Origin of the sequence: Rhizobium sp. 11_C7_N12_5, from assembly GCF_051811145.1 — a bacterium.
Classification (GTDB): Bacteria; Pseudomonadota; Alphaproteobacteria; order Rhizobiales; family Rhizobiaceae; genus Rhizobium; species Rhizobium lusitanum.
The window spans coordinates 166,784-189,616 of the sequence record NZ_JBPWPY010000003.1 but is presented as its reverse complement, the minus strand read 5'-3'; the positions used below and the strand labels follow the sequence as shown (position 1 = coordinate 189,616).

General features: G+C 58.6%; 21 protein-coding genes and 4 pseudogenes. 11 read left to right on the top strand and 14 right to left on the bottom strand.

What is annotated here, in order from left to right:
- Positions 1-84: 84 nt before the first annotated feature.
- The gene (locus AB8B29_RS30225) at positions 85-417 is read right to left on the bottom strand and encodes a hypothetical protein (protein ID WP_113102328.1); all 333 of its coding nucleotides are present in this window, start codon (positions 415-417) and stop codon (positions 85-87) included.
- A gap of 69 nt (positions 418-486) precedes the next feature.
- On the bottom strand, positions 487-933 hold the full coding sequence (locus AB8B29_RS30220) for a pyridoxamine 5'-phosphate oxidase family protein (protein WP_113102329.1): 447 nt from the start codon (positions 931-933) through the stop codon (positions 487-489).
- A 734-nt stretch (positions 934-1,667) separates the two neighbouring features.
- On the opposite strand from AB8B29_RS30220, the pseudogene AB8B29_RS30215 reads away from it, so the two are divergent.
- Together AB8B29_RS30215 and AB8B29_RS30210 are read left to right on the top strand one after the other, a co-directional pair.
- A pseudogene (locus AB8B29_RS30215) lies at positions 1,668-1,805 on the top strand (IS256 family transposase); the annotation flags it as partial.
- Positions 1,800-2,071: pseudogene (locus tag AB8B29_RS30210) on the top strand (transposase); the annotation flags it as partial. The pseudogenes AB8B29_RS30215 and AB8B29_RS30210, both read left to right, overlap by 6 nt.
- Positions 2,072-2,143: 72 nt before the next feature.
- Here AB8B29_RS30210 and AB8B29_RS30205 read toward each other — a convergent pair.
- Positions 2,144-4,798, bottom strand: a complete 2,655-nt coding sequence (locus tag AB8B29_RS30205; protein WP_113134182.1) for an erythromycin esterase family protein — start codon at positions 4,796-4,798, stop codon at positions 2,144-2,146.
- A 358-nt stretch (positions 4,799-5,156) separates the two neighbouring features.
- Between AB8B29_RS30205 and AB8B29_RS30200 the strand changes: the two genes are divergently transcribed.
- Entirely contained in the window at positions 5,157-5,483 is a 327-nt protein-coding gene (locus AB8B29_RS30200) for a DUF5335 family protein (protein WP_113102332.1), read from the top strand.
- 502 nt (positions 5,484-5,985) lie between these two features.
- Here the strand turns inward: AB8B29_RS30200 and AB8B29_RS30195 are convergent.
- On the bottom strand, positions 5,986-7,116 hold the full coding sequence (locus AB8B29_RS30195) for an alpha/beta fold hydrolase (RefSeq protein ID WP_244655240.1): 1,131 nt from the start codon (positions 7,114-7,116) through the stop codon (positions 5,986-5,988).
- Between the two features lie 510 nt (positions 7,117-7,626).
- Here AB8B29_RS30195 and AB8B29_RS30190 point away from each other — a divergent pair.
- The 4 genes from AB8B29_RS30190 to AB8B29_RS30175 all read left to right on the top strand — a co-directional run bounded on the left by AB8B29_RS30190 (position 7,627) and on the right by AB8B29_RS30175 (position 11,064).
- Entirely contained in the window at positions 7,627-8,262 is a 636-nt protein-coding gene (locus AB8B29_RS30190) for an NADPH-dependent F420 reductase (RefSeq protein ID WP_037200544.1), read from the top strand.
- Between the two features lie 37 nt (positions 8,263-8,299).
- Positions 8,300-9,271 carry an SDR family oxidoreductase gene (locus AB8B29_RS30185; protein WP_047640280.1) on the top strand — a complete coding sequence of 324 codons (972 nt, stop codon included), beginning with the start codon at positions 8,300-8,302 and terminating at the stop codon, positions 9,269-9,271.
- Positions 9,272-9,387: 116 nt separating this feature from the next.
- Positions 9,388-10,332 carry an SDR family oxidoreductase gene (locus tag AB8B29_RS30180; RefSeq protein ID WP_047640281.1) on the top strand — a complete coding sequence of 315 codons (945 nt, stop codon included), beginning with the start codon at positions 9,388-9,390 and terminating at the stop codon, positions 10,330-10,332.
- 111 nt (positions 10,333-10,443) lie between these two features.
- Positions 10,444-11,064 carry an NADPH-dependent F420 reductase gene (locus AB8B29_RS30175; protein WP_092576732.1) on the top strand — a complete coding sequence of 207 codons (621 nt, stop codon included), beginning with the start codon at positions 10,444-10,446 and terminating at the stop codon, positions 11,062-11,064.
- Between the two features lie 18 nt (positions 11,065-11,082).
- Here the strand turns inward: AB8B29_RS30175 and AB8B29_RS30170 are convergent, their stop codons facing one another.
- From AB8B29_RS30170 to AB8B29_RS30155, 4 genes and pseudogenes are all read right to left on the bottom strand, one after another.
- On the bottom strand, positions 11,083-11,250 hold the full coding sequence (locus AB8B29_RS30170) for a hypothetical protein (protein WP_156151555.1): 168 nt from the start codon (positions 11,248-11,250) through the stop codon (positions 11,083-11,085).
- A gap of 66 nt (positions 11,251-11,316) precedes the next feature.
- Positions 11,317-11,671 (bottom strand): annotated as a pseudogene (locus AB8B29_RS30165) (nuclear transport factor 2 family protein); the annotation flags it as partial.
- Between the two features lie 72 nt (positions 11,672-11,743).
- Positions 11,744-12,343, bottom strand: a complete 600-nt coding sequence (locus AB8B29_RS30160; RefSeq protein ID WP_047640283.1) for an NADPH-dependent F420 reductase — start codon at positions 12,341-12,343, stop codon at positions 11,744-11,746.
- A gap of 78 nt (positions 12,344-12,421) precedes the next feature.
- A complete protein-coding gene (locus AB8B29_RS30155) occupies positions 12,422-13,156 on the bottom strand; it encodes an SDR family NAD(P)-dependent oxidoreductase (RefSeq protein ID WP_047640303.1) in 735 nt (244 codons plus the stop codon).
- 218 nt (positions 13,157-13,374) lie between these two features.
- On the opposite strand from AB8B29_RS30155, the gene AB8B29_RS30150 reads away from it, so the two are divergent.
- Positions 13,375-14,328: a LysR family transcriptional regulator gene (locus AB8B29_RS30150; protein ID WP_047640284.1), complete on the top strand. Its 954-nt coding sequence runs from the start codon at positions 13,375-13,377 to the stop codon at positions 14,326-14,328.
- Between the two features lie 21 nt (positions 14,329-14,349).
- Here the strand turns inward: AB8B29_RS30150 and AB8B29_RS30145 are convergent, their stop codons facing one another.
- On the bottom strand, positions 14,350-14,505 hold the full coding sequence (locus AB8B29_RS30145; RefSeq protein WP_156151556.1) for a hypothetical protein: 156 nt from the start codon (positions 14,503-14,505) through the stop codon (positions 14,350-14,352).
- Between the two features lie 233 nt (positions 14,506-14,738).
- Here AB8B29_RS30145 and AB8B29_RS30140 point away from each other — a divergent pair, with 233 nt between their 5' ends.
- Together AB8B29_RS30140 and AB8B29_RS30135 are read left to right on the top strand one after the other, a co-directional pair.
- Positions 14,739-15,317, top strand: a complete 579-nt coding sequence (locus AB8B29_RS30140; protein ID WP_047557521.1) for a TetR/AcrR family transcriptional regulator — start codon at positions 14,739-14,741, stop codon at positions 15,315-15,317.
- A gap of 130 nt (positions 15,318-15,447) precedes the next feature.
- Positions 15,448-15,870: a GFA family protein gene (locus tag AB8B29_RS30135; protein WP_047640304.1), complete on the top strand. Its 423-nt coding sequence runs from the start codon at positions 15,448-15,450 to the stop codon at positions 15,868-15,870.
- 106 nt (positions 15,871-15,976) lie between these two features.
- On the opposite strand, the pseudogene AB8B29_RS30130 reads toward AB8B29_RS30135, so the two are convergent.
- A pseudogene (locus AB8B29_RS30130) lies at positions 15,977-16,081 on the bottom strand (nuclear transport factor 2 family protein); the annotation flags it as partial.
- 455 nt (positions 16,082-16,536) lie between these two features.
- Between AB8B29_RS30130 and AB8B29_RS30125 the strand changes: the two are divergent.
- Positions 16,537-17,205, top strand: a complete 669-nt coding sequence (locus AB8B29_RS30125; protein ID WP_145676115.1) for a hypothetical protein — start codon at positions 16,537-16,539, stop codon at positions 17,203-17,205.
- On the opposite strand, the gene AB8B29_RS30120 is transcribed toward AB8B29_RS30125, so the two are convergent.
- From AB8B29_RS30120 to AB8B29_RS30105, 4 genes are all read right to left on the bottom strand, one after another.
- Positions 17,167-17,535: an SPW repeat domain-containing protein gene (locus tag AB8B29_RS30120; protein ID WP_037200560.1), complete on the bottom strand. Its 369-nt coding sequence runs from the start codon at positions 17,533-17,535 to the stop codon at positions 17,167-17,169. The two genes, AB8B29_RS30125 and AB8B29_RS30120, sit on opposite strands and share 39 nt — an antisense overlap.
- A 257-nt stretch (positions 17,536-17,792) precedes the next feature.
- On the bottom strand, positions 17,793-19,412 hold the full coding sequence (groL, locus tag AB8B29_RS30115; RefSeq protein ID WP_113102334.1) for a chaperonin GroEL: 1,620 nt from the start codon (positions 19,410-19,412) through the stop codon (positions 17,793-17,795).
- A gap of 501 nt (positions 19,413-19,913) precedes the next feature.
- Positions 19,914-21,230, bottom strand: coding sequence for an MgtC/SapB family protein (locus AB8B29_RS30110; RefSeq protein ID WP_113102350.1), 1,317 nt, complete (start codon positions 21,228-21,230; stop codon positions 19,914-19,916).
- Positions 21,231-21,357: 127 nt separating this feature from the next.
- Positions 21,358-22,791: a trypsin-like peptidase domain-containing protein gene (locus AB8B29_RS30105; RefSeq protein WP_113102335.1), complete on the bottom strand. Its 1,434-nt coding sequence runs from the start codon at positions 22,789-22,791 to the stop codon at positions 21,358-21,360.
- Positions 22,792-22,833 lie beyond the last annotated feature (42 nt).

Below are 22,833 nucleotides of genomic sequence, written 5' to 3'. Positions count from 1 at the left end.
TGGCATCAATGCCCGCAAAACATCGACCTGAATGTGATGCCGGACTCACCATAAAGCGATGGGGAGCCCACTACCCGCTAGCATTTACTCATCCCTATCTGATTTCAGGAATGCATGCTTAATGTCATCGAGACCGTCCGCTTGAGCTTGAGCGTCCCTCAATAAATCTTCGGCGTAGCTTTGCGCGTCGATTATATCTCGAAAATGAAGTCCACAATCGCGGCCTTTAATTTCGATATCGTGCCGTATCTCTGCAATTAGGTCTGCTTTTTCCTGTTCGTCGTGGAGACGAAGCAATCTTGTCATGGAACTCAAAGCGACAAGCTCAAGAACAAGAAAACGACCTTCAATTTCCCCAATCGTTGGCGCTACTGCATTGCCTTTGTCACTTGAATTTTTACCGTCGATTTTTGGCATGGCGAAAATCCTTATGAGGAGACGAAAGCGACTTTTTGCTCTCCTCGCACCTTGGAAGTTCCTCGTTTCCTAGCTCGCCGTGGCGCGCCCACTTACGTCAATCATATCGAGAGCAAAGAAAGTGTGTGTTTTTGGGGTTGCATCCGCCAATCTGGAGGATGGTTTCAAAGCACCAGGCTCCCACCAATCAAGGTGTTGCGCTAGCAGGGACCAGGCCCGATGCTTTTCTTCGCGACTTTCATCGCCATCAAGCTCGACGAATCTCGCATCGATAATTACACTTTTCCAAGAGTGCTTGCTTTTAAGCTGGTCAATTTGAACGCATACATTGGGGTTCCCTCTCATGATATCCAGCTTCTTACCTGGCAAAGTAAATGCGTATAACCTGTCACCGGCGCACGCATATTGAACAGGGACGACATACGGGATATTTGCGTTCGCGCAGGCCAATCTCGCAAGCCATTGTTTTTTTACGAGGGCAATACAATCCTCGTATGCCATCTCTTGGATGTTCATTGCTACTCCTCACTGGTATAGCGAATCTTCCATCAACAACACGATAACGTCGCCGCACCTTCCATTTCGGCAATCGAATGCGCGCATAAAGATCACGAAGGCACGCCGCTGCGAATGCAAATAGTTCCCACGGCGAAGGACCGTCGTTCTGGATCTCATTGCCCTATAACTGGAGTTTTCCCCGCCCGCTCCATTGCGTCTTTAAACAACTCTTGAGCATATTCCGACGCAGCCGCAATCTGAGCTTCGGGCAGGTTTGCCTCGCGACATTTCCTTTCGATTGCGCGCCGGAGTGCTTCTATGTGTTCGGTTTGACCATCTGCAGCACAGTGCCTCAAAAGCCTTGTTAGAGCGGTGGTCGCCACAGCTTCAAGAACGAAGACTCGCCCCCCAATTTCACCCAACGACGGCACAGCGTTACCAGCCGGGCCTCCGAAACTATCGCGCTTTACTCTCAGCATAGCATCGCTCCTGAATGAGCATACATTATCGAACAATCTTACGATAGTTCTGCTGTGGCGTTAGCGCATTGAGGCAAATCAATATGAGCGGCAAAAGGGCAAAAAAATTCCGCCCGACTGTGCGCCCGGCAGGTGCTGTACGCGACGGCAGACAGCAACGCTGAATGCCCGCGCGTTTCATGGTGAAGAGCGGGTGGTCGGCTTTGCGGGAGGCCTTCAGTGCTTTCCAGTAGGGTCGTGTTGTCGAAGACCAAGCTGATGGAAAGATCGCCGGTGAACAATGACATCATGAACCTGCGCTCGCTTGTTGAGAACGGCGTGTATGCAGATTTGTTGCGCGAGATGATCGGCTTTGCTGCTGGGCAGCTATGGAGCCGTAAGTCCGCCACGGTAGCCGGATTCGGCGAGAAAATCAGCCATGCGGTCGATAAAGGTTCTCACGTTGTGCTCATTCTCGATCAGGCGACCCGATCATCCTTCCGCCGAGATCGCCGGAATTGAACCCGGTCGAGAATGGCTGGCGGCTTATGAGGGCAACTGGCTGTCAAACCGCACCTTAAGGACTGCGACGACATTGCCGCCCATTGCTGTACCGCCTGAAACTTGTCGATCAGTCCTGGAGAATGATGTCCATCGTACTGCGCGAACGGGTGCAGGTGATGATCAGCGCTCGTTGATGCAAGATGGCAATGACCGCTGACCTATTCTGACATGCGGAACAACTTGGACAACGGTTGCGTGCTTCTGGATCAGAGGCCGAATGGATAAGTCTCATCCTCGCCGATAGCCACCTGCGTCGGCAAGGGGACCACGGCACTTGTTTTGTCGAACCAGACGAAAGCATCGTACTGATCGGCCAGCGATGCGTAGCTGTAATGGCTCCAGCGCTCTGTTTCCGGGCGATAGACGACGCCAATGTAGCGCTCGAGTCGCGGCTCAGCCATGCCGCGACGGAGATCCTCGTGCTGTCCGGCGCGAAGGTCCAACAGGAAACGTTCAGTACCGACGTCGTGGCATAAGGCCTCGTAACTATCGGGACGAGATGGCCGCACCGCCTTGATCTCCATTGGCGCGTCCCATTCCGAGGCCGCCGCAACGGTCCCGGTATGGGTGCCGAAGCCGACCAGGGCAGCGTCGTGTCCATAGGCCTGTCTGCACAACTGGCCAATGTTCAGTTCGCCGTGCTCCATGCCCATATCGGTGAATCGCGCGTCCCCGATATGGGAATTGTGAGCCCAGACGACAGCCTTTGTCTTTGGACCTGCCCATGCGAGGATATTCCGGAGGGTATCGAACATATGCTGGTCACGCTGATTCCACGATTCGTGAGCGCCGTAATACATGGCCCGATAGTAGCGTTCCGCATCGGCCACAAGACGAGCATTCTGCATGGCGTCGAAGAACTCAGCGCCATCCGTTTTGGCGTATTGGAACTCCTTTTGCAGGAGATCGACGAGAATGCGCGTCACCGGCCGCTCGCATAGCGCATAACCTTCAGTCAGTGATGCACGACCATAGGCCGCCGGCTCCCGCGACCACGGCGACAAACAGGCATAGCGCCCGCGCGCCACCGCCGCAGCCTCTGGATCGACGCGGTCAAGGTAGGCGAGCACCGCGGCGATCGATGCCGTCATGTTGTAGAGGTCGAGGCCGTAGAAGCCGACCTTGTCGTTGGGCAATTTTGTGGCGTTGTGATTGCGCAGGAAGCTGACGAATGCATCGACGTCCTTGTTGCGCCACATCCAGGTCGGGAATCGGGCGAACGGCGTTGAATTCATCGGCTGATGTGGGCTTTGTCGCACATAACGGTCAACCGCGGCGGCATCTGGCCAATCGGCCTCGACTGCAACGATCGTGAAACCATGTTTCTCAATCAGCCGACGCGTGATGGCGGCGCGGGCCTGGTAAAATTCCGAGGTGCCGTGAGAGGCCTCGCCAAGCAACACCACGCGTGCATCAGCAAACCGGTCGAAGGCAGCGGGGAAGGCAGGATCATCCAGCGAAGGCAACGGTTCAGCCGCGGCCCGCAGCAAGGCCGCCACCGACACCGGCGACATTGGCTGAACTCCTGCGGGCGCCGGCACGTGGCTTTGCACCGGCGGAGACAGATAATGCTGGAACCAGGCGCTTGCCATTTCGGTCACTGTCTCAAGTGCGCCAGGCTCCTCGAACAGATGGGTGGCGTTGGGGACGATCCTCAGCAGCTTGTCACATGTGAGGGCAGCCAGTGCCTTGCGGTTCAGTGCAAGAACCTGCTGATCGTCGCCGCCGACAATGAACAGGGTCGGCGCTTCCACGTCGCCCAGCCGTGGGCTGGCCAGATCGGGGCGACCACCACGCGAGACCACCGCCGCCACGCGGCCCCGAAGCTCCGCTGCCGCCAGCATTGCTGCCCCGGCCCCGGTGCTCGCGCCAAACAGGCCAAGCGGCAGATCGGCGATGTCCGGCTCCGCCCCGATCCAGATCGCGGCCTCAAGCAAACGCTCCGCGAGCAATGGAATGTCGAAGACATTGCGGCGGTCTCTCGCCTCATCCACCGTCAGCAGATCCAGAAGAAGTGTCGCGAAGCCCTCGGCATTCAGCCGGTCGGCAACGGCAATGTTGCGCGGACTGAGTCGGCTCGACCCGCTGCCATGGGCGAAAAGGATGATGCCTCGTGGATCCGGCGGTACGCTTAGATCGCCGACCAGACCGAGCGGGGGAACTGCGATCCGGCGCCTGGAGTGATCGGGCGCAGCGTCAGCGCCTTCGGCCCACCCTTGTCTCAGCAGCCCGATCGTCTCTTCATCGGTGAGCTGGTGGAAATCGCGATAGAATCCGCCTACCCCTTGAAAATTCCTGGCGGGATTCAGACACACGACAACGTCGGCGTGCTGACGCATTTCGGCCAGCGTTTCTTCCGGTGCGACGGGGATGGCGAGGATGGTCTTGGCCGCACCTTGGCTCTTAATCGCGATGAGCGCGGCTTTGGCTGTAGCCCCTGTGGCAAGTCCATCATCGACGATGATAGCGGTATGTCCGGTCGGCTCCAGTCGCGCGCGGTTACCAAGGTAGAGTGCGCGGCGGCGCTCGAGTTCGGTGAGTTCCCGCTGCCGCGCGCGCTCGAGATAGGCGTCATCGACACCGGTCGCCAGTCGCACGTCCTCGTTGATGACTGTCTGAGGGCTTTCGCCTTCGACAACGGCACCGAGCGCCACTTCGGGAGCGCCCGGCGCACCGATCTTGCGCACTAAAACGAGATCGAGCGGCGCACGAAGCGCGCGTGCGATTTCCAGCGCCACCGGCACGCCACCGCGCGGCAAGGCGTAAACGACCGGACGATCAGGGGCGAGCGTGACCAATCTGGCCGCCAACTGACGGCCTGCATCGGACCTGTCGCTAAACTGGTAATATGATTTGACCATAAAAACACTATGTCTAGTCAGTGATCTGCCACATTGATGCAGATCAAATCCTCGCTATGGCCGCATATAGAACGGCAACTAGATCACAGTTCATGGCCGCATTGGATCGGCTGTTGGAAGCTAAAAATGGGGACCGGTTATTTTCCCCGATCTATTTGCGACGAGGGGCCGGTTAGAGGGAGAACTCCGGAATGATCGCGCGGAATTCGCGTGTTTTCTACTGCGCACTTACGACGGCAGCCATGCAACAATCTCGTGGTTCTGACCATTTCTCAAGAAATAAGGATATCCTTGATTCAGATCATATCATTCCAGCGATACCTGGTCTTAGTTTAATGCTTTCAAAAGGACGAAGACCATGATGAGCAAGACCATCGCTCCAGCAGAATGGCAAGCCTATTTCAAAAGCCTTGTAAAGACCCTCAGCGGTAAGCACGTTCGGGTTGAAGTGGTCGGGATTACCTTGGGCGATCAGGTCCTTACCTCGTCATCGCCACTGTTGGGAATGACCTACGAACCGAAGAAGAATACGCTTGAGATCTCCTTGGACGGCCTCGAACACATCATCAATTGCCCCAAGGCGATTTCCATCAGGGAAGATGATGGGACCTTGGTGGCGTTGGATATCGTCGATCAAGACGATCGGCATCAGATCGTGACGCTGCTGCCATCGCGGCAGCCGTAATGGGATCGGTGACAGCGAAGCGGATTAAGAGGCGCAACGGATAAATCGGATTTGGCTGCGCGATTGATGGCCTGGTCGCCCCATTGGCTCGTTCGGAAACGTATCGAGTCCGGAGAACTCGTAAGAGTAATGCGCCAGATGTCTTCTCACGCATCGGAAGTGTGGGCCGTCTGGCCCGAGGGACCTCATCTGCCCACCCGCGTGCGGTCCGCTATCGACGCACTTGCAGGGGCATTGCCCAAGGTCGCGTCACCTCTTTGAGTTCTGACGCCGTATGGCGTGTTATTGGAACGCCTGAATCCGCGAGGCTTCGAAAACTCTCGGTGGGTCAGCTCATCGGCGGTCAGTCTCGATGAAGGTTCGTATCCAACACAGGATAGACTTTATAGGTGGTTAAAGTCGCACTGCATCTTGATTGGCCTGTTCAACGCGAAACCTGGCGTGGTTGACCCATCGTAGGCCGACCGCTCCACGTTGGAGACTCCACTTTCCCATCCCGTCATCAGAGCTTCTTGCTCTGAAGCCAGCTGCGGATGACCTGGATGAGTTCCGCCTTGCATTCAAGCGGGAGCCAATGTCCGGCGGGCAGGCTCGTCACGGTAAGGTCTGTGCAGGCCGCGCGCATCGGGTCGCCTTGGCGATTTCCAGCGATGGTGCAGATTTGATCAAAATCACCGTTAACGAAAAGGATCGGCTGCGAGAGGCGCCCGCCATTGGCCGCTTCGCGGGCGTAGGCGATGTTGGCGTCATCGTTTGTATACAGCGCGCAGGGGCCGCGGAAGCCATGAGCCTTGAACGACTGTACCAGCACCTCGAAGTCCGCTGGGAGCCACAGCGCGGGATTTGGTTTAGTCGGCGGGGCACGATGTGCAGCGCCGAAGCGTCCTCCGTTGCGCGTTACGATCGACATCGGCGAAACCTTTCCAACGACGTCAGGACTGCCGGGTTGATAGGCCGAGGCAAGATATGCTGCATGGTCTGCTTCAAGATCAGCGACTGCCCCATCAAAGTTCGTCATGTAGTAGCGGACGTAGTCCCACTGGCCATCCGGATACTGGTCAGCCGGATAGATCGTTCGATCAACCAGCGACACGAGCGTGGGCAGGCTGTTCGCCTCAGGAAAATACGCCCACGACGCCAGCACAACGCCACGGCTGCGCTCAGGCTCATGCGCGGCCAATGCCCCAGCCACGATACTGCCCCAGTCGTGGCCAACCCAGATCGCAGGTTTGCCGCCAAGGTGGTCGTGAAGCTCCGTCATATCCGCCACGATTTCCTTTATGGAGTAAGCGTCTTTGGCTGCCGGGGCAGAAGAGCCGCCGAAGCCGCGCAGATCGGGAGCGACGCAGCGCCAGCCGCCGCCGGCGAACGCCTCCATCTGGGCCCGCCATATCAAACTGATGCTCGGGAACCCATGCAGGAAGAACATCAACGGTCCGTCGGCCGGTCCGCACTCGAGGTAGTGCGTTGTGTGACGCGGCGTATTGAAAATGCGCGACACCAGCGTTGGCGCGGAGCTAGGCGCACCCCATGCTGCGCTGGAGATCGCGTCCGCGGACATTCGCAGGAGAATGGAACGTCGGTCCGGCATTGGCCCGACAGCAACATCGATCGATTGAAGTACGGCTGTCATCGTCAAATACTCCGGTTGGTCCAATGGTCCTTTAGTGTGTGACCCGGAGCCGAAGATCGACCCCGCTGGAATCCGCGACAACGATCTGAAAACGTTGAAGATATTGAAAAAGTAGCGGGGGTCAAGACTTACGCCGGTCGTGGCCGACGCTACATCAATTTACGAATGAAAATCAATAAGTTGCGCCCTGTCGAAAAGGGGGCAAACTTCTCCTTCCACCTGTCATATCGATGCGCGCCGTCCCCTCGGCCTGAGCCGCGCATCGATACATCGGTCCCGTGCTCGGCAACGACGTCACGCGCGACTGCGAGGGGGTGGCTGTAATTTTTTTGCGTCGGCCCTCATGAAGCACCTTGATAAATGGATCGGCGGTCCGTATATTTGGATCAGTGATCCGAATAATAAATGGATCGGCGATCCAGTAGACGCAACGCTTGCGCGTGAACGGCAACAGACACCCGCCCGACGCGTAACGAGATGTCATTAAGAAAACCGGCAAGGAACACGAACATGAGCACTGTCAGTATAATCGGCTCAGGCGGCATGGCTGCAGCGATCGCGAGCCTTGCCGTCAAAGCCGGACACACGGTCGAATTGATGGCTCGCGACACCGCCAAAGCGCGGACGTTGGCCGATGCGCTCGGCGCCGGTGCAACGACAGGAACGTTCGCCGCCATCCCGGCCGGGGACATCGTCATCCTCGCCGTTCCCTACACGACGGTTCTGGACATCGTGAAGCACTATGGCGAGAAGCTTTCTGACAAAATCCTCATCGACATCACCAACCCCATTAAATCCGATTTCTCGGGCTTCTTGACCCCTGACGACAGCTTTGGCGCGCAGGAGATCGCCAAGGCCGCGCCTGCCGATACGGAAATCGTAAAGGCGTTCAACACCCTGAATGCCCACGTCCTCGCCGCTGGCCCAGTCGAGGGCCACCCGTTGGACGTGTTCATTGCTGGAGACGGCGTGCAGGCGAAGGCCCGCGTCTCGGTCTTCGTCGAGAGCCTCGGACTGCGCTCGATGGATGCCGGGCCGCTATCCATGGCGCGGGCGCTGGAACACGCCTGCATGCTTGTGCTCGGGCTCGTTACCCATGCCGTCAAACACACCAACTTCTCGATCGGCGTCAAACTCCTCGACTGAGCGCCCTAATATCCCATTTTTCGCAAGGAGCATTGCCATGCACGTCTTCGTCACCGGCCCCTCCGGCCACGCCGGCTCGTACGTCGTCCCGGAACTTATCGCGGCCGGCCACGAGGTCACCGGTCTGGCGCGATCGGACGAGTCGGCCGCCGCAGTGTCCGCGCTCGGTGCCAAGGTGCGTCGTGGCGACCTCGCCGATCTCGATGTGCTGAAGGTGGCAGCAGCGGAGTCCGATGGCGTCATCCACCTCGGCTACAGGGCCGACCTCCTCCGGTCCGGAGGGCTAACCGCCCTGCGCGATTCTGAGCTCGCGATCGTGCTGGCATTGGGCGATGCGCTGGCCGGCACGAATAAGCCGCTGATCGTGGCGGGCAGCATCGGCGCGCCCTCGAACGCAGGCCGTGCTGGCCGCATCGGTGCGCCGATCAGCCTCGGCCGACCTGCGACGGAGGATGACCCTGCTTTGCCGAGCGGCCCCTTGGACGAAGGCACTCTGGTGTCTCGCAATATCGTGGAAACCATCGTGCTAAGCTTTGCCGAGAAGGGGGTGCGGTCTTCGGTCGTCCGGATTTCTCTCATCGTGCACAGCCCAACCGATCGTGCGGGCTTTCTCGTCGGGCTGACGGGGCTCGCGAAGCAGAAAGGCTTCGTCGCCTATCCTGGAGCCGGCGCGAACCGATGGCCTGCCGTACATGCGCGCGACCTGGCATCCTTGTTCCATCTTGCACTCGAAAAGGGCGCTGCGGGAAAGACCTGGCACGCGGTGGGCAACGAGGGCGTCCCGTTCCGGGAGATCGCCGAGGCCGTCGCCAAGCGCATCGGCCTGCCCGCCAAGAGCGTTCCCGCCGATGAGATGATGGTGCCGAGATATTTCGGCGGCCTGTCGGCGGTGGTCACCGGTGACTTCGTGGCATCGAGCGCCATCACGCGACAGGCACTCGGCTGGGCGCCTGTCCAGCCCGGCCTGATCGAGGACATGGACAACGGCCATTACTTCCCTGCCGCTTGAGTTGATGTGAGCCTCTCCTCATCAAGCACACCAACATCGCAATCGGCATCAGCCTTCTCGGCTGAGTGCACTCGCACCAACGCCCTCACCTCAAATCGCTCACAAGGAGCAGTTACATGCACGTATTTGTTACTGGCGGCACCGGCCATTCCGGTCCGTACATCATTTCCGATCTCATCGCCGCTGGCCACGCGGTCACCGCCTTGGCACGCTCTGACGCGGCCGCAGCGGCAGTGTCCGCGCTCGGCGCCAAGGTGCGTCGCGGCAGCCTCGAGGATATCGACGGTCTCATGGAGGCGGCCGCGGCCTCGGACGGCGTCATCCATGTCGCGCACCGGCAAGACCTGATTCCAACAGGTGGGATCAACGCTGTAGCCGCCGCCGAACTCCAGATCATGCTCGCCTATGGCGAGGCACTGGCGGGAAGCGGAAAGCCGCTGGTCGCGTCAGGAAGTATTGGCTCACCTGGGTGGGAAGGCTTGGGCCGGCCAGCCACCGAGAAGGATCCGCCCCTTCCTGGCGGCGATCCCTACAAGGGCACCCTGCGGGTTCGTAACATCGTGGAAACCACGGTGATTGGCCTCGCCGAGAAGGGCGTGCGGTCTTCAATCGTGCGGATTCCTGAAATCATGCACAGTTCGACCGACAAGGCCGGCTTCCTTCCGCTGCTGATCGGGCTGGCGAAGGAAAAGGGTGTCGTCGGTTATCCCGGAGACGGTACGAACCGGTGGGGGGCCGTGCACGCCCGCGACCTTGCCACCGTATTTCGCTTGGCGCTGGAGAAGGGGCCTGCCGGATGCAACTGGCACGCGGTTGCCGACGAGGCCGTTCCGTACCGCCAGATCGCCGAGGCCATTGGCGAGCGTTTGAAGCTGCCGGCTATGCCAATTCCTGCAGACGTGCTGATGCTGCCGGGATATTTTGGGTTCCTTGCGAATCTGGTCACGCTCGACACGCCGACCTCAAACGCCATCACCCGCCGGACCCTTGGCTGGGAACCAACTCAGCCCGGCCTGTTCGCCGACTTGGACGACGGCCATTACTTCCCCGCCGACCGATGAGGTGACGACAGGCCGGCTAGTCATGCCGCGCCTGGAGGACAGCAACGTCGTGATGGCGTGATCCGTCCAGGGAAGACGAGCAATACCCCACGATTCAAAAGGAGACTGCACATGAGCACTATCAGCATCATCGGCTCAGGAAAAATGGCGGCGGCAATCGCCGGCCGCACCGCAAAGGCTGGACACACCGTCGAGGTAATCAGCCGTACCGTGGCAAACGCGCAGGCGCTTGCCGACCAACTTGGAGCCGGAGCCACCACAGGAACTTACGGCGCAGCACCTGCGGGCGACATCGTCATCCTCGCCGTGCCATACGCCGGTGCGGCGGGAGCGGTGGCCGACTTCGGGCCAGCGCTGGACGGCAAGGTGATCATCGACATCGCCAACCCCGTCGCACCCGACCTCTCCGGCCTCGTAACGCCCCATGGCAGTTCAGGCGCACAGGAGACCGCCAACGGCCTGCCCGCAGGCGCGCATGTCGTGAAGGCCTTCAACACGATCTTCGGTCACGTCCTTGCGAAGGGTGGACGCCTCGACGCGTTCATCGCAGCCGATGACGCGGAGGCGAAGAGGCGCGTCTCGGCCTTCCTCGAGAGCCTCAGGCTGCGTCCGTTCGATGTCGGCGGCCTGCACATGGCCCAGACGCTCGAGGCACTTGGCCTGATGATGATTGGCCTCGCCAAAAATGGCGCCGGCACCTGGGACTTCGCCATGACCGTCGATATCGGCTGAATCACCGACACCACGTCCTCACGAGCCCGCGATCTCTCCGATGCGTTGGACGAGGTCGCGGCCGGTGATGCCATCGGGGAAGTCCGGATAGATCCTCGTTAGCGGGATCGATGCGGCCCGCCCCGCGCCTCGGTCGACCACCTGAACGGTCAGGCGGAACCGCGCCAGGTAGAGCGCGGCCGTCAATCCCCGCGGAACCGCCGCCGATCACGAGGCAGTCGATCCGCTGGTTGTGCTGCAATTGGCCTCGCTCTATCGCGAAGCCCAGGGTCTGAGGCTCACGGCCATTTCGGAGGCCCGCGCCAGTGCTTGTATGTCGAAATACTCCCGGATCTTCGTCACTTTGCCATCTCGAACGGTAATGGCGAAGACCCAATCGTCCTTGTAAGGTTTGTTCGTCGCGTCGATTTTTCCCGTAGCGACGCCTACCACCACTACCCGATACCCCTGCGCCACGAGTTCGGGGCTTCGGGTATGTTATTTCCACCTCTTCGACCGCCCTTTTAAGCACTGCTGCCAATTCCCCACGCCCGCGGTGGGTGTCTGCCAACGGCCAGTCCCCGCCCGGAATGATCCACTTAATATCGTCTGCAACCAAGACCAGCAGATCGTGCCCGATCTAGTCGGACACGTTGGGGTTCCACGAGGCGGGATCATATCGATATTTGCGTCCCGCCCATCAGTCGAACTTGACCAAGTCCTTGAAGATCAGCTGCCCCCAGCTTTTTCCGCGCGCCTGGACCAGCAGCCCACCTTCCGAAAGCCCGCCAAGTTTGATCGGCGCGAAACCGAGATTTTCCGCGAGCGCACCAATCTCGTCTGCGGCAGCGTCATCGTCGCTCGCCAGAAACACGACTCTCCTGCCGCCATGCACGGCTGGATCTTGGGCAAGGGAGGCAGCACCCAAATGGTTAAAGCCCTTGACCAGTCTCGCGCCAGTGAAGGCGTGCGCGACGAACTTGGACGAAGGTTGTCCCCCCAGTTCCTCAGGGGGCACGCCGTAGGCGTTGGTCACATCGATGATCGTCTTCCCCTTCCAGGTGGGAAGCGCCTTCGCGACATCCGGAAGCGACTCGAAACGGACAGCCAAGAAGACGACGTCCGCCTCGACGGCTTCAGCGAGTGTCTTGGGAATGATTGTGGGGCCGATCGCTGCCGCGGCAGATGCAAAGCTCTCCGGGTCGCGCGTGGTTGCGACGGATACTTCGATGCCCTTGCGGGCAAACGCCTTGGCCAGGGCCTGGCCGATATTGCCGAAGCCGATAATTGCGTAGCTCATAATATCTCCTTTGGTTTACCGTGCGCCCAAGGCGCCCCGAATGATCGAATGGAGCGCCGAAGGTCGTGGCGTGGTGCGTCAGAGCTGTGCCAGGCCGCCGTCGACGGCGACTTCGCTGGCGGTCATGAAGCTGCTGTCCGACGACGCGAGAAAGGCGGCCACGGCCCCGATCTCCGCCGGATCGGCCATGCGCTGGAGCGGAGTCATCGCGCCGTAGGCCTTCTGACCCTCCTCGCCCAGCGCCTCCTTCGCGAGTTCGGTCGCCGTCGCCCCGGGCGACAGCACGTTTATCCGGATGCCGGTGCCCTTCAGATCCTCGGCCCAGGTCCGCGCGAGGTTGCGCACCGCCGCCTTGCTTGCGCTGTAGGCAGTGAATCCCGGAGCGCCCGTGGTGCCGGCGCTCGATCCGGTCAGGATGATCGAACCGCCGTTGCCCATCAGCGGCAGCGCCTTCTGGACCGTGAAGATCGTACCCTTCACATTGGTGTCGAAAGTTTCGTCTATGTGCTTGGCGGTGATCTTACCGAGCGGAAGCGGGCTTCCCGCGCCGGCATTGGCGAAGACGATGTCGAGCGTTCCGCGCTCTGCCTTCACCGCCGCGTAGAGGCGATCAAGGTCAGCCTCATCCGAGACCGAGCCCTTCACCGCGCGGGCATTGGGTCCGAGCTCGGCCACCGCGGCGTCGAGCGCTTCCTGCCGGCGGCCGTAGATGAAGACGAAGGCGCCCTCCTCGATGAAGCGTTTTGCAGCGGCGCGGCCGATACCGGTAGCACCACCGGTGATCACGGCGGTCTTTCCATTCAGTCTAGTCATGTCATGCATCCTTCGTTGGGGTTGCGCGGAATAAAGAAACGTTTAGGGTCAGCGCGCCGACCCGCTTTGTTTGCTCCATTGAGGTAGGAGGCCGCGCTCCACGCTATCAGTGTGGAAAATTGCACAAGCGTGGTGCATAATCACACCGCCTGCATCGCGGGGAATTGTGCTAAAGCACCGCTTCAAGACATCAGCATTGCGATTTGGCCAGGAACACAATGACGATCGACTGGGATGATGTTCGATATTTTCTCGCCGTGGCCCGACATGGTTCCGTCCGTGCGGCCGCGGCCCAGCTTGAAGTCAATCACACGACGGTCCTGAGGCGCATCGCGCAGCTGGAGGCCCAGCTCCATTCGCAGTTGTTCGAAAAGTTGCCCGCAGGCTATCGCCTCACCGAAGCTGGCGAACAGGTCCAGGAACTGGCAGAACAGATGGAGGCTTCGTCTAATTTGCTGGTGAGCCGCGTGTCCGGCCGTGATCAGGCCGTGCGTGGTCCCCTGCGAGTCACAATGGCGCCCACCCTGGCGACCCACCTGTTGATGCCTGACTTTGCCGCCTTTACACGACAGCACCCAGAGATCGAAATGGAGATCCACTCTTCTTTAGAAAATGCCAACCTGACAAATCGCGAAGCCGACGTGGCCTTGAGAGTCGTTTTTGATCGCAACTCTTTGCCGCAAAACCTTCACGGCGTGAAAGGTCCCGACCTTTCCGTGGGTGTCTATATGTCTCAGGACCTTCTTGCGGCTTGGAAAGACGGCAAGTCTGGCAACATCAGATGGATATCGAAAAACATAGAGGGCGTGCCGGAGTGGGCCCAGGGCGATGTCGTCGAAATTACCGGAGCCCCGTTCCGGGTCCCGGAAGATGCAGCCCATCTCGAGGCGATGCGGCTGGGCCTGGGGATATCGGCGCTTCCAAGCTTCGTCGGAGATGCTGAACCGTTGCTCGTCCGAGTTCCCGGCACACGTCTCGGCCCTCATGGAACGCTGTGGGTGCTGACACAGGGCGAAACGCGAAAGACCAAGCGTGTCCGCCTGTTCACGGAGTTCATATCAGAGAGACTGCGTGCCCACGCAGGTGTTCTTGCAGGCGACACGTCTCGCCAGGATCAATCGTCCAAACTCGATAGCCACCGACGAACCGCGATCAGTCTGCAGAATGCGTGAGGTAGAAGATTAATCTGCCGGCTAAATGGTGCATCCCCCGTCGGTCACCAGGTTCGCAGCGGCACCCAGTGACGCGACGTAGAGGCGCGGCGGTACTGTCGGAAATTGTTCGGTGAAGGCCCGAAGCGCATCAAATATCTGAGGAATCGGATAAAGCGCGTCGAGCACGATTCTCAACTCGGCCTCCAGGCCGCTGGCTAGGCCGCGTGCTTGTTCGCGGAACGCTCCCGCTTCTTCAGCAATACGACGCGCTCGGGTCACTAGTGCGCAGGCGGCCGGTTGGTGCTTCCCGTGGCTTCCACTTCCACGCTTTCGAACAGCGCCTCTGTTGCCATTTGCAAACATCCACTATATCTATCGGATCACTGATCCAAATATAGGGATCACCGATCCTTTTATCAGGGCGAGATATGCGAGCCGACGCTAGGAAAAATTACGACCATATTCTCGCGGTCGCGCGGGACGTCGTCGCAGAGCACGGTGTCAACGCGTCCATGCGCGATATTGCCCGCCGCGCCGGCGTCGGGCTGGCCACGCTGCTTCGTCATTTCCCGACGCGGGAAGCCTTGTTTGAAGCGTTGGTGTGTACGAAGCTGGACGCACTGACGCAGAAGGCAGACGAGCTCGAAACGTCAGCCCGGCCTGACGAAGCACTCCTGTCTTGGTTTCGCGAATGGATAGCATTCGCCCAAGGCCAGAAGGGCGTTGTCGCAATGATGGCGGCCGCACATACGAACCCGGATTCCGCCCTTTATGCTTCATGCGCTGCGGTGCACTCAGCGAGCGCGCGATTACTGGCCCGTGCTCAGGGAGAAGGCAGGGCGCGCGCCGACATGAATGGGGACGATCTGTTTGGCTTGATGTCGGCGCTCGGATGGCTCGTCGACTTACCTTCATTTGCGCCTCGGGCCGACCATCTCACTCACATTGTCGCGAGCGCCATCCTGGCAAATCCTTCGAGCAACGATGTTGAGAAGGCAGTGTATTGAACAACGTCCGCATCTAACGGTCGATGCTCGCCCTCAGCCAAACGGGAACAGGCCGCCCGCTGCGCAACCGTAGAAGATCTACCTTTGTTCCAGCCGTGGAGACTACTCAACGCGTACTGAGGAGAATATGATGACCAAGAAGACCTACCACGGCTCCTGTCATTGCGGTGCCGTCGCATTTGAAGCCGCGATTGATTTCGAAAAAGGAACGACGCGCTGCAACTGCTCAATATGCAGCAAGGCACGATTCTGGTTCGCGATCCTGCAGGCCGATGACTTCAAAATAGAAAAGGGCGAGGATAACCTGTCCGACTACACGTGGATTCCGCCCGGCAAATCGAAGGCAAATCTTCACTATCGGTTCTGCGAGACCTGTGGTGTCCGCACATTTGGACAGGGAGACAAGGAATCACTCGGCAGATTCTACGCAGTGTCTATCGCCGCGTTGGACGATATCGGGCAGGACACCGACCAAATTGCCAAGTCGATAAAACATGTCGATGGCCGCCACGATGACTATGAGCACGAGCCGGCCGACACGCGCCTCCTGTGAATGTTGTTGAGAGCAAAATAACTGCGACTGGAGATTGTGGAGATAGGCAACAGCGCGCTGCGCATCAGCAGCCGCTGCCGGTTGTGCTGCCTCGCCATCCTGAGGCTCAGGATCTGGGGCTCGCGGCCGTCTCGGAGGCCCGTGCCAGTGCCTGCGTATCGATATACTCACGGATTTTCGTCAGCTTGCCATCTCGAACGGTGATGGCATACTGCTGCTGTCGACCCCAACAGAATATCGGTGCATGGCTTTGCTGGAAGGTCGCGCTCCAACCTAGAACCTGGATGGGCCTCGACAAACGCTCGATCCGCAAAGACGGCCGGTAAGGACTGGGCGGAAGGCCTTCTCGAAACGCGAGAAAGTAATCTTATCGGCCCGAACAATCTCAAGCCCATCATTGGACACCCGTAGAGCATCGCCAAGTTCTGTTGCTTAGCTGCGCGAAACCTACCCACAGGCCAGCTGGCAGCGCGGATTTTCGGCGCACCTCCCCCGCGTAAGGCCCAATTCGTCCGGCATATTATTTTGGAGAAAATATTTAAATCGCGGGAAATGCAGCAGAGTCAGCGGCATGCAGTTTATCAGAAAATTGATAGTGTTGCCGGCCTTTGAAAGTGTTTGCCAACTGCGGAGGGATTTTATCTTACCTGCATTTGGAGACGAATTATGAGACCGCTGAGCGAGACGATTGCTGCAGTAGGCAAACCAATATTCTTACATTCCGTGAGAGAAGTGCCCTCACCGAAAGCGGTGGTTGCTCGATTTTGTCACAACGGCGGTGACCTCGACATTGCTGCATCCGATATCGTGCGGGTTACGATCAATCTACAAGATGGCGTCCCCGTCCACCATGATACGGGCAACGTTCCGCCCCGTTCCAATATTGCGGCGGTCGGCAACGTCTCAGTAGTGCCAGTACACCAACGCACCCAGATTGCCGTGCGAGGCAAGACAGACTTCTTGCAACTATTTCTTCGTGAATCATTTCTAGATGGGGCGGTGGAAGGGCAATTTTCCTGTCGGGCGTTGTTCAATTCTCATGATAGCGAACTACAGGCGGCGGCGATGCAAATCTTCGTTGCAGCGACACGCGGCGAGCCGGACGATTCACTGCTGCTCGAATCGGGAATTCATCGTATCGCGGCCCGCTTGTTAGACCGTACCAGCCATGAGCTGATCCAGCCCACCCGAGGAGGCCTTGCTCGGGCGGCTCGCCGTCGAGTCAACGACATGATCACTGCAGCCACGGTGCAGTCATATGTCCGGCCTATTTGGCGCGATCTATGCTCGAAGCCATCATTCTTGCCAGTCGCGTCCAATCTTCGGGCGCCTTGAGGCAAAGGCCAATCCACTTATTATGATGAGAACCATACCGGCCAGCACAAAGTTGTAGGTGAAGGTAATGTTGTCACTGAAATCAGCGACCCACGGAATTACAAGGAGCACCATGCCTAACAAGACCTTCACCCAATCAGTCCAGATCTCCGGATCAAAAATTCCGGACATTGAGACGATCGCAAGTGCCAGTCCGGCGATCGATCCGGCAACCTCTATCATCGTCGACGCCGAAGTCTGAGGTAGAAAAATGGGAACGACCCAAGGCGCTGCGACTATATAGATTCCAAGGATAAGACTTAGCCAGTTCTGCCAACGTGGTTCATTCATTGTAGTCTCCATTGCTAGAACTATGCCATCCTAATGCATCGGCTATTGGCGTTATTTGAGCTGAGTCAAATATTCAGCTTTCATGCTTTAATTTATCGAAGAAAACCGGCATCGAACTTTCTCGCTAGCGAACGGCGCTCAATCGTTCTGTCCACATTGTGACAAGGGTGTCATGCGGATGTGCCGTCACGACGCGCTCGCCTGACAGCCGGACACAAGCACGCAGACGAAAGGGACACTATCGGCGACCCCTGGGTCTATATCTCCATCGGTGGCGGAGCCGGCTGTGGGAGTGGCTCGGGGATCTCCGTCATCGTCGCCTCGGTCAGCAGCAATATGCTGGCAACAGAGACTGCGTTCTCAAGTGCGACGCGTATAACTTTGGTTGGATCGATAATGCCTTCCTGCAGGAGGTCGACGTAGCGATTGCGGGCGGCATCAAAGCCCACGACTCCCTCGCTTTCGAGCATCCTGGCAACAACGACTCCGCCGTCCACGGCCGAGTTTTCGGCGATCTGCCGCGCCGGAACTTCGAGCGAACGCTTCAGGATCTGAACGCCTGTTCGCTCATCCCCTTCGCAGGCTTCCTCTTCCTGGCTTATAGCTTTTATGCATCGCAGCAGCGCGAGCCCGCCACCGGGGACGATGCCTTCCTCGACCGCGGCCTTGGTGGCATTGATCGCATCGTCGAAGGCATCTTTCTTGGCTTTCACCTCCGCTTCCGATGGAGCGCCGACACGAATCACGGCCACCCCGCCGGAAAGCTTGGCAAGCCGTTCCTGCAGTTTTTCCTTGTCGTAGTCGCTGGTCGTCGTTTCAATCTCGTTGCGGATCTGGTCGCTGCGTCCCTTGATGGCCTGTGGCGTGCCGCCGCCACCGATGATCGTCGTCGTGTCCTTGTCGACGACGATGCGCGTTGCCGTGCCGAGTTGCTCGAGGGTGACCTTGTCGAGCTTGAAGCCGAGATCTTCGGAGATAAGTTGAGCTCCGGTCAGGATCGCCAGATCCTGAAGCATTGCCTTGCGGCGATCGCCGAAGCCGGGAGCCTTGACTGCACAGTTGCGGAACGTTCCGCGGATCTGATTGACAATGAGGGTAGCAAGCGCTTCTCCCTCAACATCCTCGGCTATGACGAGAAGCGGCCTGCCAGATTTGGCGATTTCCTCAAGCAAACCGACCAGATCGCCGAGTGCCGAGATCTTTCGGTCGAAAATAAGGATACGGGCATCTTCCAGGATGGTCTCCATCTTTTCAGAATCCGTCGCGAAATAAGGTGAGATGTAGCCGCGATCGAACTGCATACCATCTACCAGGTCGAGGCGGGTTTCCATTGTCTTGGCTTCCTCGACGGTGATTACACCTTCCTTGCCGACCTTGGACATGGCCTCGGCGACGAGCTTGCCGATGGCTTCATCGTTGTGAGCCGAGATGGCCGCGACCTGCTGCATCTCCTTATCTGTCGTGACCGGCTTGGAGATATCGTGCAGCGCCTTGATGGTCCTGCTGACCGCGCGGTCAAGGCCGCGCTTGAGATCGATGGCGCTGGCGCCAGCCACCACATTTCGATGGCCGTCCGCCAGGATTGCATGGGCGAGTATAGTCGACGTACTCGTTCCATCTCCGACCATTTCCCCGGTTTTCTCGGCAGCAGCGCGCAGCATGCGCGCTCCGAGGTTTTCCTCTGGCTCTTTCAGATCGAACTCTTTTGCGATTGTCACTCCATCGTTGCAGACGATTGGAGCGCCCCATTTCCTTTCGATCAGCACCGACTTGGAACGTGGACCGAGCGTGATGCGAACCGCATCCGCCAATCTGGTTGCACCTAGAAGAACCTTGCCCCTGGCTTCCGCATGGAAGAAAACTTGTTTGTGTGCCATTTCCCGTCTCCCGAAGTGGCCATGAGATCGCCTGACGGCTCATCAGTATTCGGTAACACACATTCGCCGGAATGAATTTGACCGACGTCAACGAGCACATGGGCAGGAAATGGGTAGGGCAGAGAAGATTGATCTTCCGCAATGCAGTCCAGTGCTTACGACTTTAGGCCTTTGGTTTATCGAAGATCGAGAAGGCCACAGTGAAGGCATTGTTCATGACTACAATTCTTTCTTCGGCAATGAGGAATTGCGCGGTATCGGGGCGATATGTTCATGTACCGGACCATCCGTTCCGGACAGGCCGCTATCGCGAACGCATGAAGCCGGTTGGAAAGTTCGACCCGTGGTGTGCAGACGCCAAACTCGAGTTTCGGGATTTCTCTCCGTCGCCGATGATCGACGGCGCCTAGGTCAGTTAGCCACGATATCGGCCGCCGGACTTTGGCTCTGCCTAACTCCCAGGTGTCATTGAGCTTCCGAATGCCGAGAAAACTTGGCGGCTCAATATAGACCGAATACCGCAAGCTGTGCCTTGACCAATCCCAAAATCATTGAGGGATAATGCAGGGCGATGCTGATTATTCCCGCCGCCATGGCACCGAGGGTGACGAGGAGCAGGCGTAATGAATAGAGCCTTGTGCCGGCAAGTGTTGCCAGGGTGATTTTTGTTAGAAGATTGGCTGCGGCGGCAAGAGCAATCCCGTATGCAGCTGAAATGTCGCCGATTTGCACCGGAACCAGCCTCGCCACAGTTAATGTGATTGCATCAAGATCGCCAAGGCCGGAGACAAAGGCTACCGCGAGGAAGGACCTCGAACCCAGTGTTGCGAGCGCGGCATGCGTTGCTAAGCTGATGATCATCAGAATGCCGGCGAATCGAAGGACAACCCATATTTCCAGCGGGTTAGCCGGAATGAAGTCGGGCAGTCCGACGTTATTGCGCCAGGCGCTGCCGAGACTGCCCGCCGCAAGGACCGCTGCTGCAGGTAATAGGACGGTAACTAGTATCTGTGCGGTCTGTGGCGCAATTACAGCGCAAAGCAGTAGTGTGCGTGTCAGGGATACCGCACCTGCCGCCATAGCTCCCGAGGACAGAGTAGTCGACAGCTGCGGCGCTCGGCATGACTGCCGAGCAAAGGAGAGCGTAACTGCAGTAGAGGAAACAGCGCCTCCCGCGATGCCGGTCACAATGATACCAGCCCCGGAACTCATGAGCTTTATCAGGACGTAACCGACAAACGAGATGAGCGCGACCGATATCGTCATGACCCATAACTCGAAGGGATTGATCGCTCCCCAGGGATCGAGGGCTCTGTCGGGCAGGATGGGAAGGACGATAACGGTCATGGAGAGCAGGATCAGGGCGGCGCGAAGCTCGAGCCACGTCAGCCTTCGCAAGAATCCATGCAATGGCTCACGGGCGGCCAGTAAGACAGTAATGGCAACGGCCGCGGCGGCCGTTGCCGTCATGTCGGCGACAACCGCTCCCAGTCCAAGTGCGAATACGACGAGCGCGGCAATGACACCTGTGGCACTATAGTCGCCTTCCTCCGCTGCCTGCATGTAGCTGAAGATGATCATCGCAACGCTGAAGACGAGAAAGATCGCTATCGGCAAGAGGGGGCCAACAGCCGGATAGAGGAAGCCACAAAAACCGCCCAGGAAGCCGGCGAGTCCGTAGGTTCTGATCCCGGCCGTTCGTTTGCCCGCGGGGGTCTCACGCTCTTGCCAACCGCGTTCGATGCCAACGAGAATGCCTATGGCGAGAGCCAAACTTAGGCGTTGGAATGCTTCCATTGTAGTCATTGTAGCAATCATGGTCGCTGACCTCATTTGGCATGGCCCGCTGTTAGCTTCCGTGCCGTTTCGTGGGGTAAGCCGGGGCCTGGAAAGAAAGCGGATCCGCGTTCCGGCCGCATCCGATGCATGCCAGAGTTTCGGATCGTCATTTTACGATGAGAAAACGCCGATGGCCGTCCCGAAATATTCCAAGCAGCAGGAGAGTTTTCTGTTTCTGGGCCAGGTTGGCAACCATCTGTGGTGTCGGGCTGAGCTGTTGATTGACACTGACGATTACATCGCCGGTTGTCAGTCCGGCCGCCGCCGCTTTGCTACCATCAATCAAGGCCGACACCAGCGCTCCCTCCACCTTGCCGTAAGCATCGGAATCGGATCCGAGCTTGTCGAGCGTGACACTCTCCAGCAATCCCTTTCCTTCGACTTCGGCCGGAACAGGCAACTGGTCTTCCGGAAGCGTCGCGCTGAGCGTTGCATCTAGGTCGACCCTACCGGCTGGACGAAGCAGTGACAGCCTCACAGATGTTTTCGGGACGTAAGACGATATCCTCGCATGCAGTTCGCTGGCATTTTTAATCGAGGAATCGTTAACGGCAATGATGACGTCGCCGGGTTTTATTCCCGCCGCTGCACCCGCCGATCCCGAAATGACATCGTTGACCAATGCGCCAATGGATACATTGATCCCCAGAGCTTTCTCGAAGTCTGTATTGTTGTCCTGCACTAGAACGCCGAGGTGGCCGCGGCGAATTTCACCATGGTCAATCAGTTGTTGCATGGTCCCTCTCACCGTGTTGATCGGGATGGCAAAACCGATGCCGATATTGCTGCCTGAGGGGCCGATGATGGCGCTGTTGATGCCGACAAGCTCTCCGTCGAGGTTGACAAGGGCGCCGCCGGAGTTGCCGGGATTGAGCGAAGCATCGGTTTGAATGATGTCCTGATCGCCTTCAACTCCAAGCTCGGCTCGGCCGAGCGCGCTGACGATTCCGAATGTGGCGGTCTGGCCGAGGCCGAAGGGGCTGCCGATGGCGGCGACGTAGTCGCCGACCCGCAGCTTACTGGAATCGCCGAAATGCACGGCGATCAGCCCCGGCGCGCTGATCTTTATGACGGCGATATCGGTCTCGGGATCGGTGCCCACCACCCTGCTGTCATATGTGGAGCCGTCGGCAATCGTAACCTTGATATCGGCAGCGTTTTCAATCACGTGGTTGTTCGTCAGAATATATCCGTTGCCCGCGTCGACGATCACGCCAGCTCCCACGGTCTGGGAAATGTGCATCACCGCCGCTGCCTCCCGGGAGGCGCTCTTCGATCGCTCTTCTTGAGGCACAATCAGCAAGCCTTCATCGCTCGACGTTTCTTTCGAGCGGACGGTTATGCTGACAACACTCGGCATGACCGTCTGCAGCATCGGTGCCAAGGAGGGCTGCAAGGGTGCAGCGCCGGCTTGATGAAAACCGACGAACAACAAAGCAGCTAGAATAGCTATGGTGAGGCCGCGGCTTCGGAAGTTCTGATGAAGACCGCCGATGGAGACGCATACCGTCCACGCTTGTGTTGCCGAAAACCCGGACATCCTTGCCGCCCTTCTTCCTGTAAAAATTGTAAAGTGACGTGA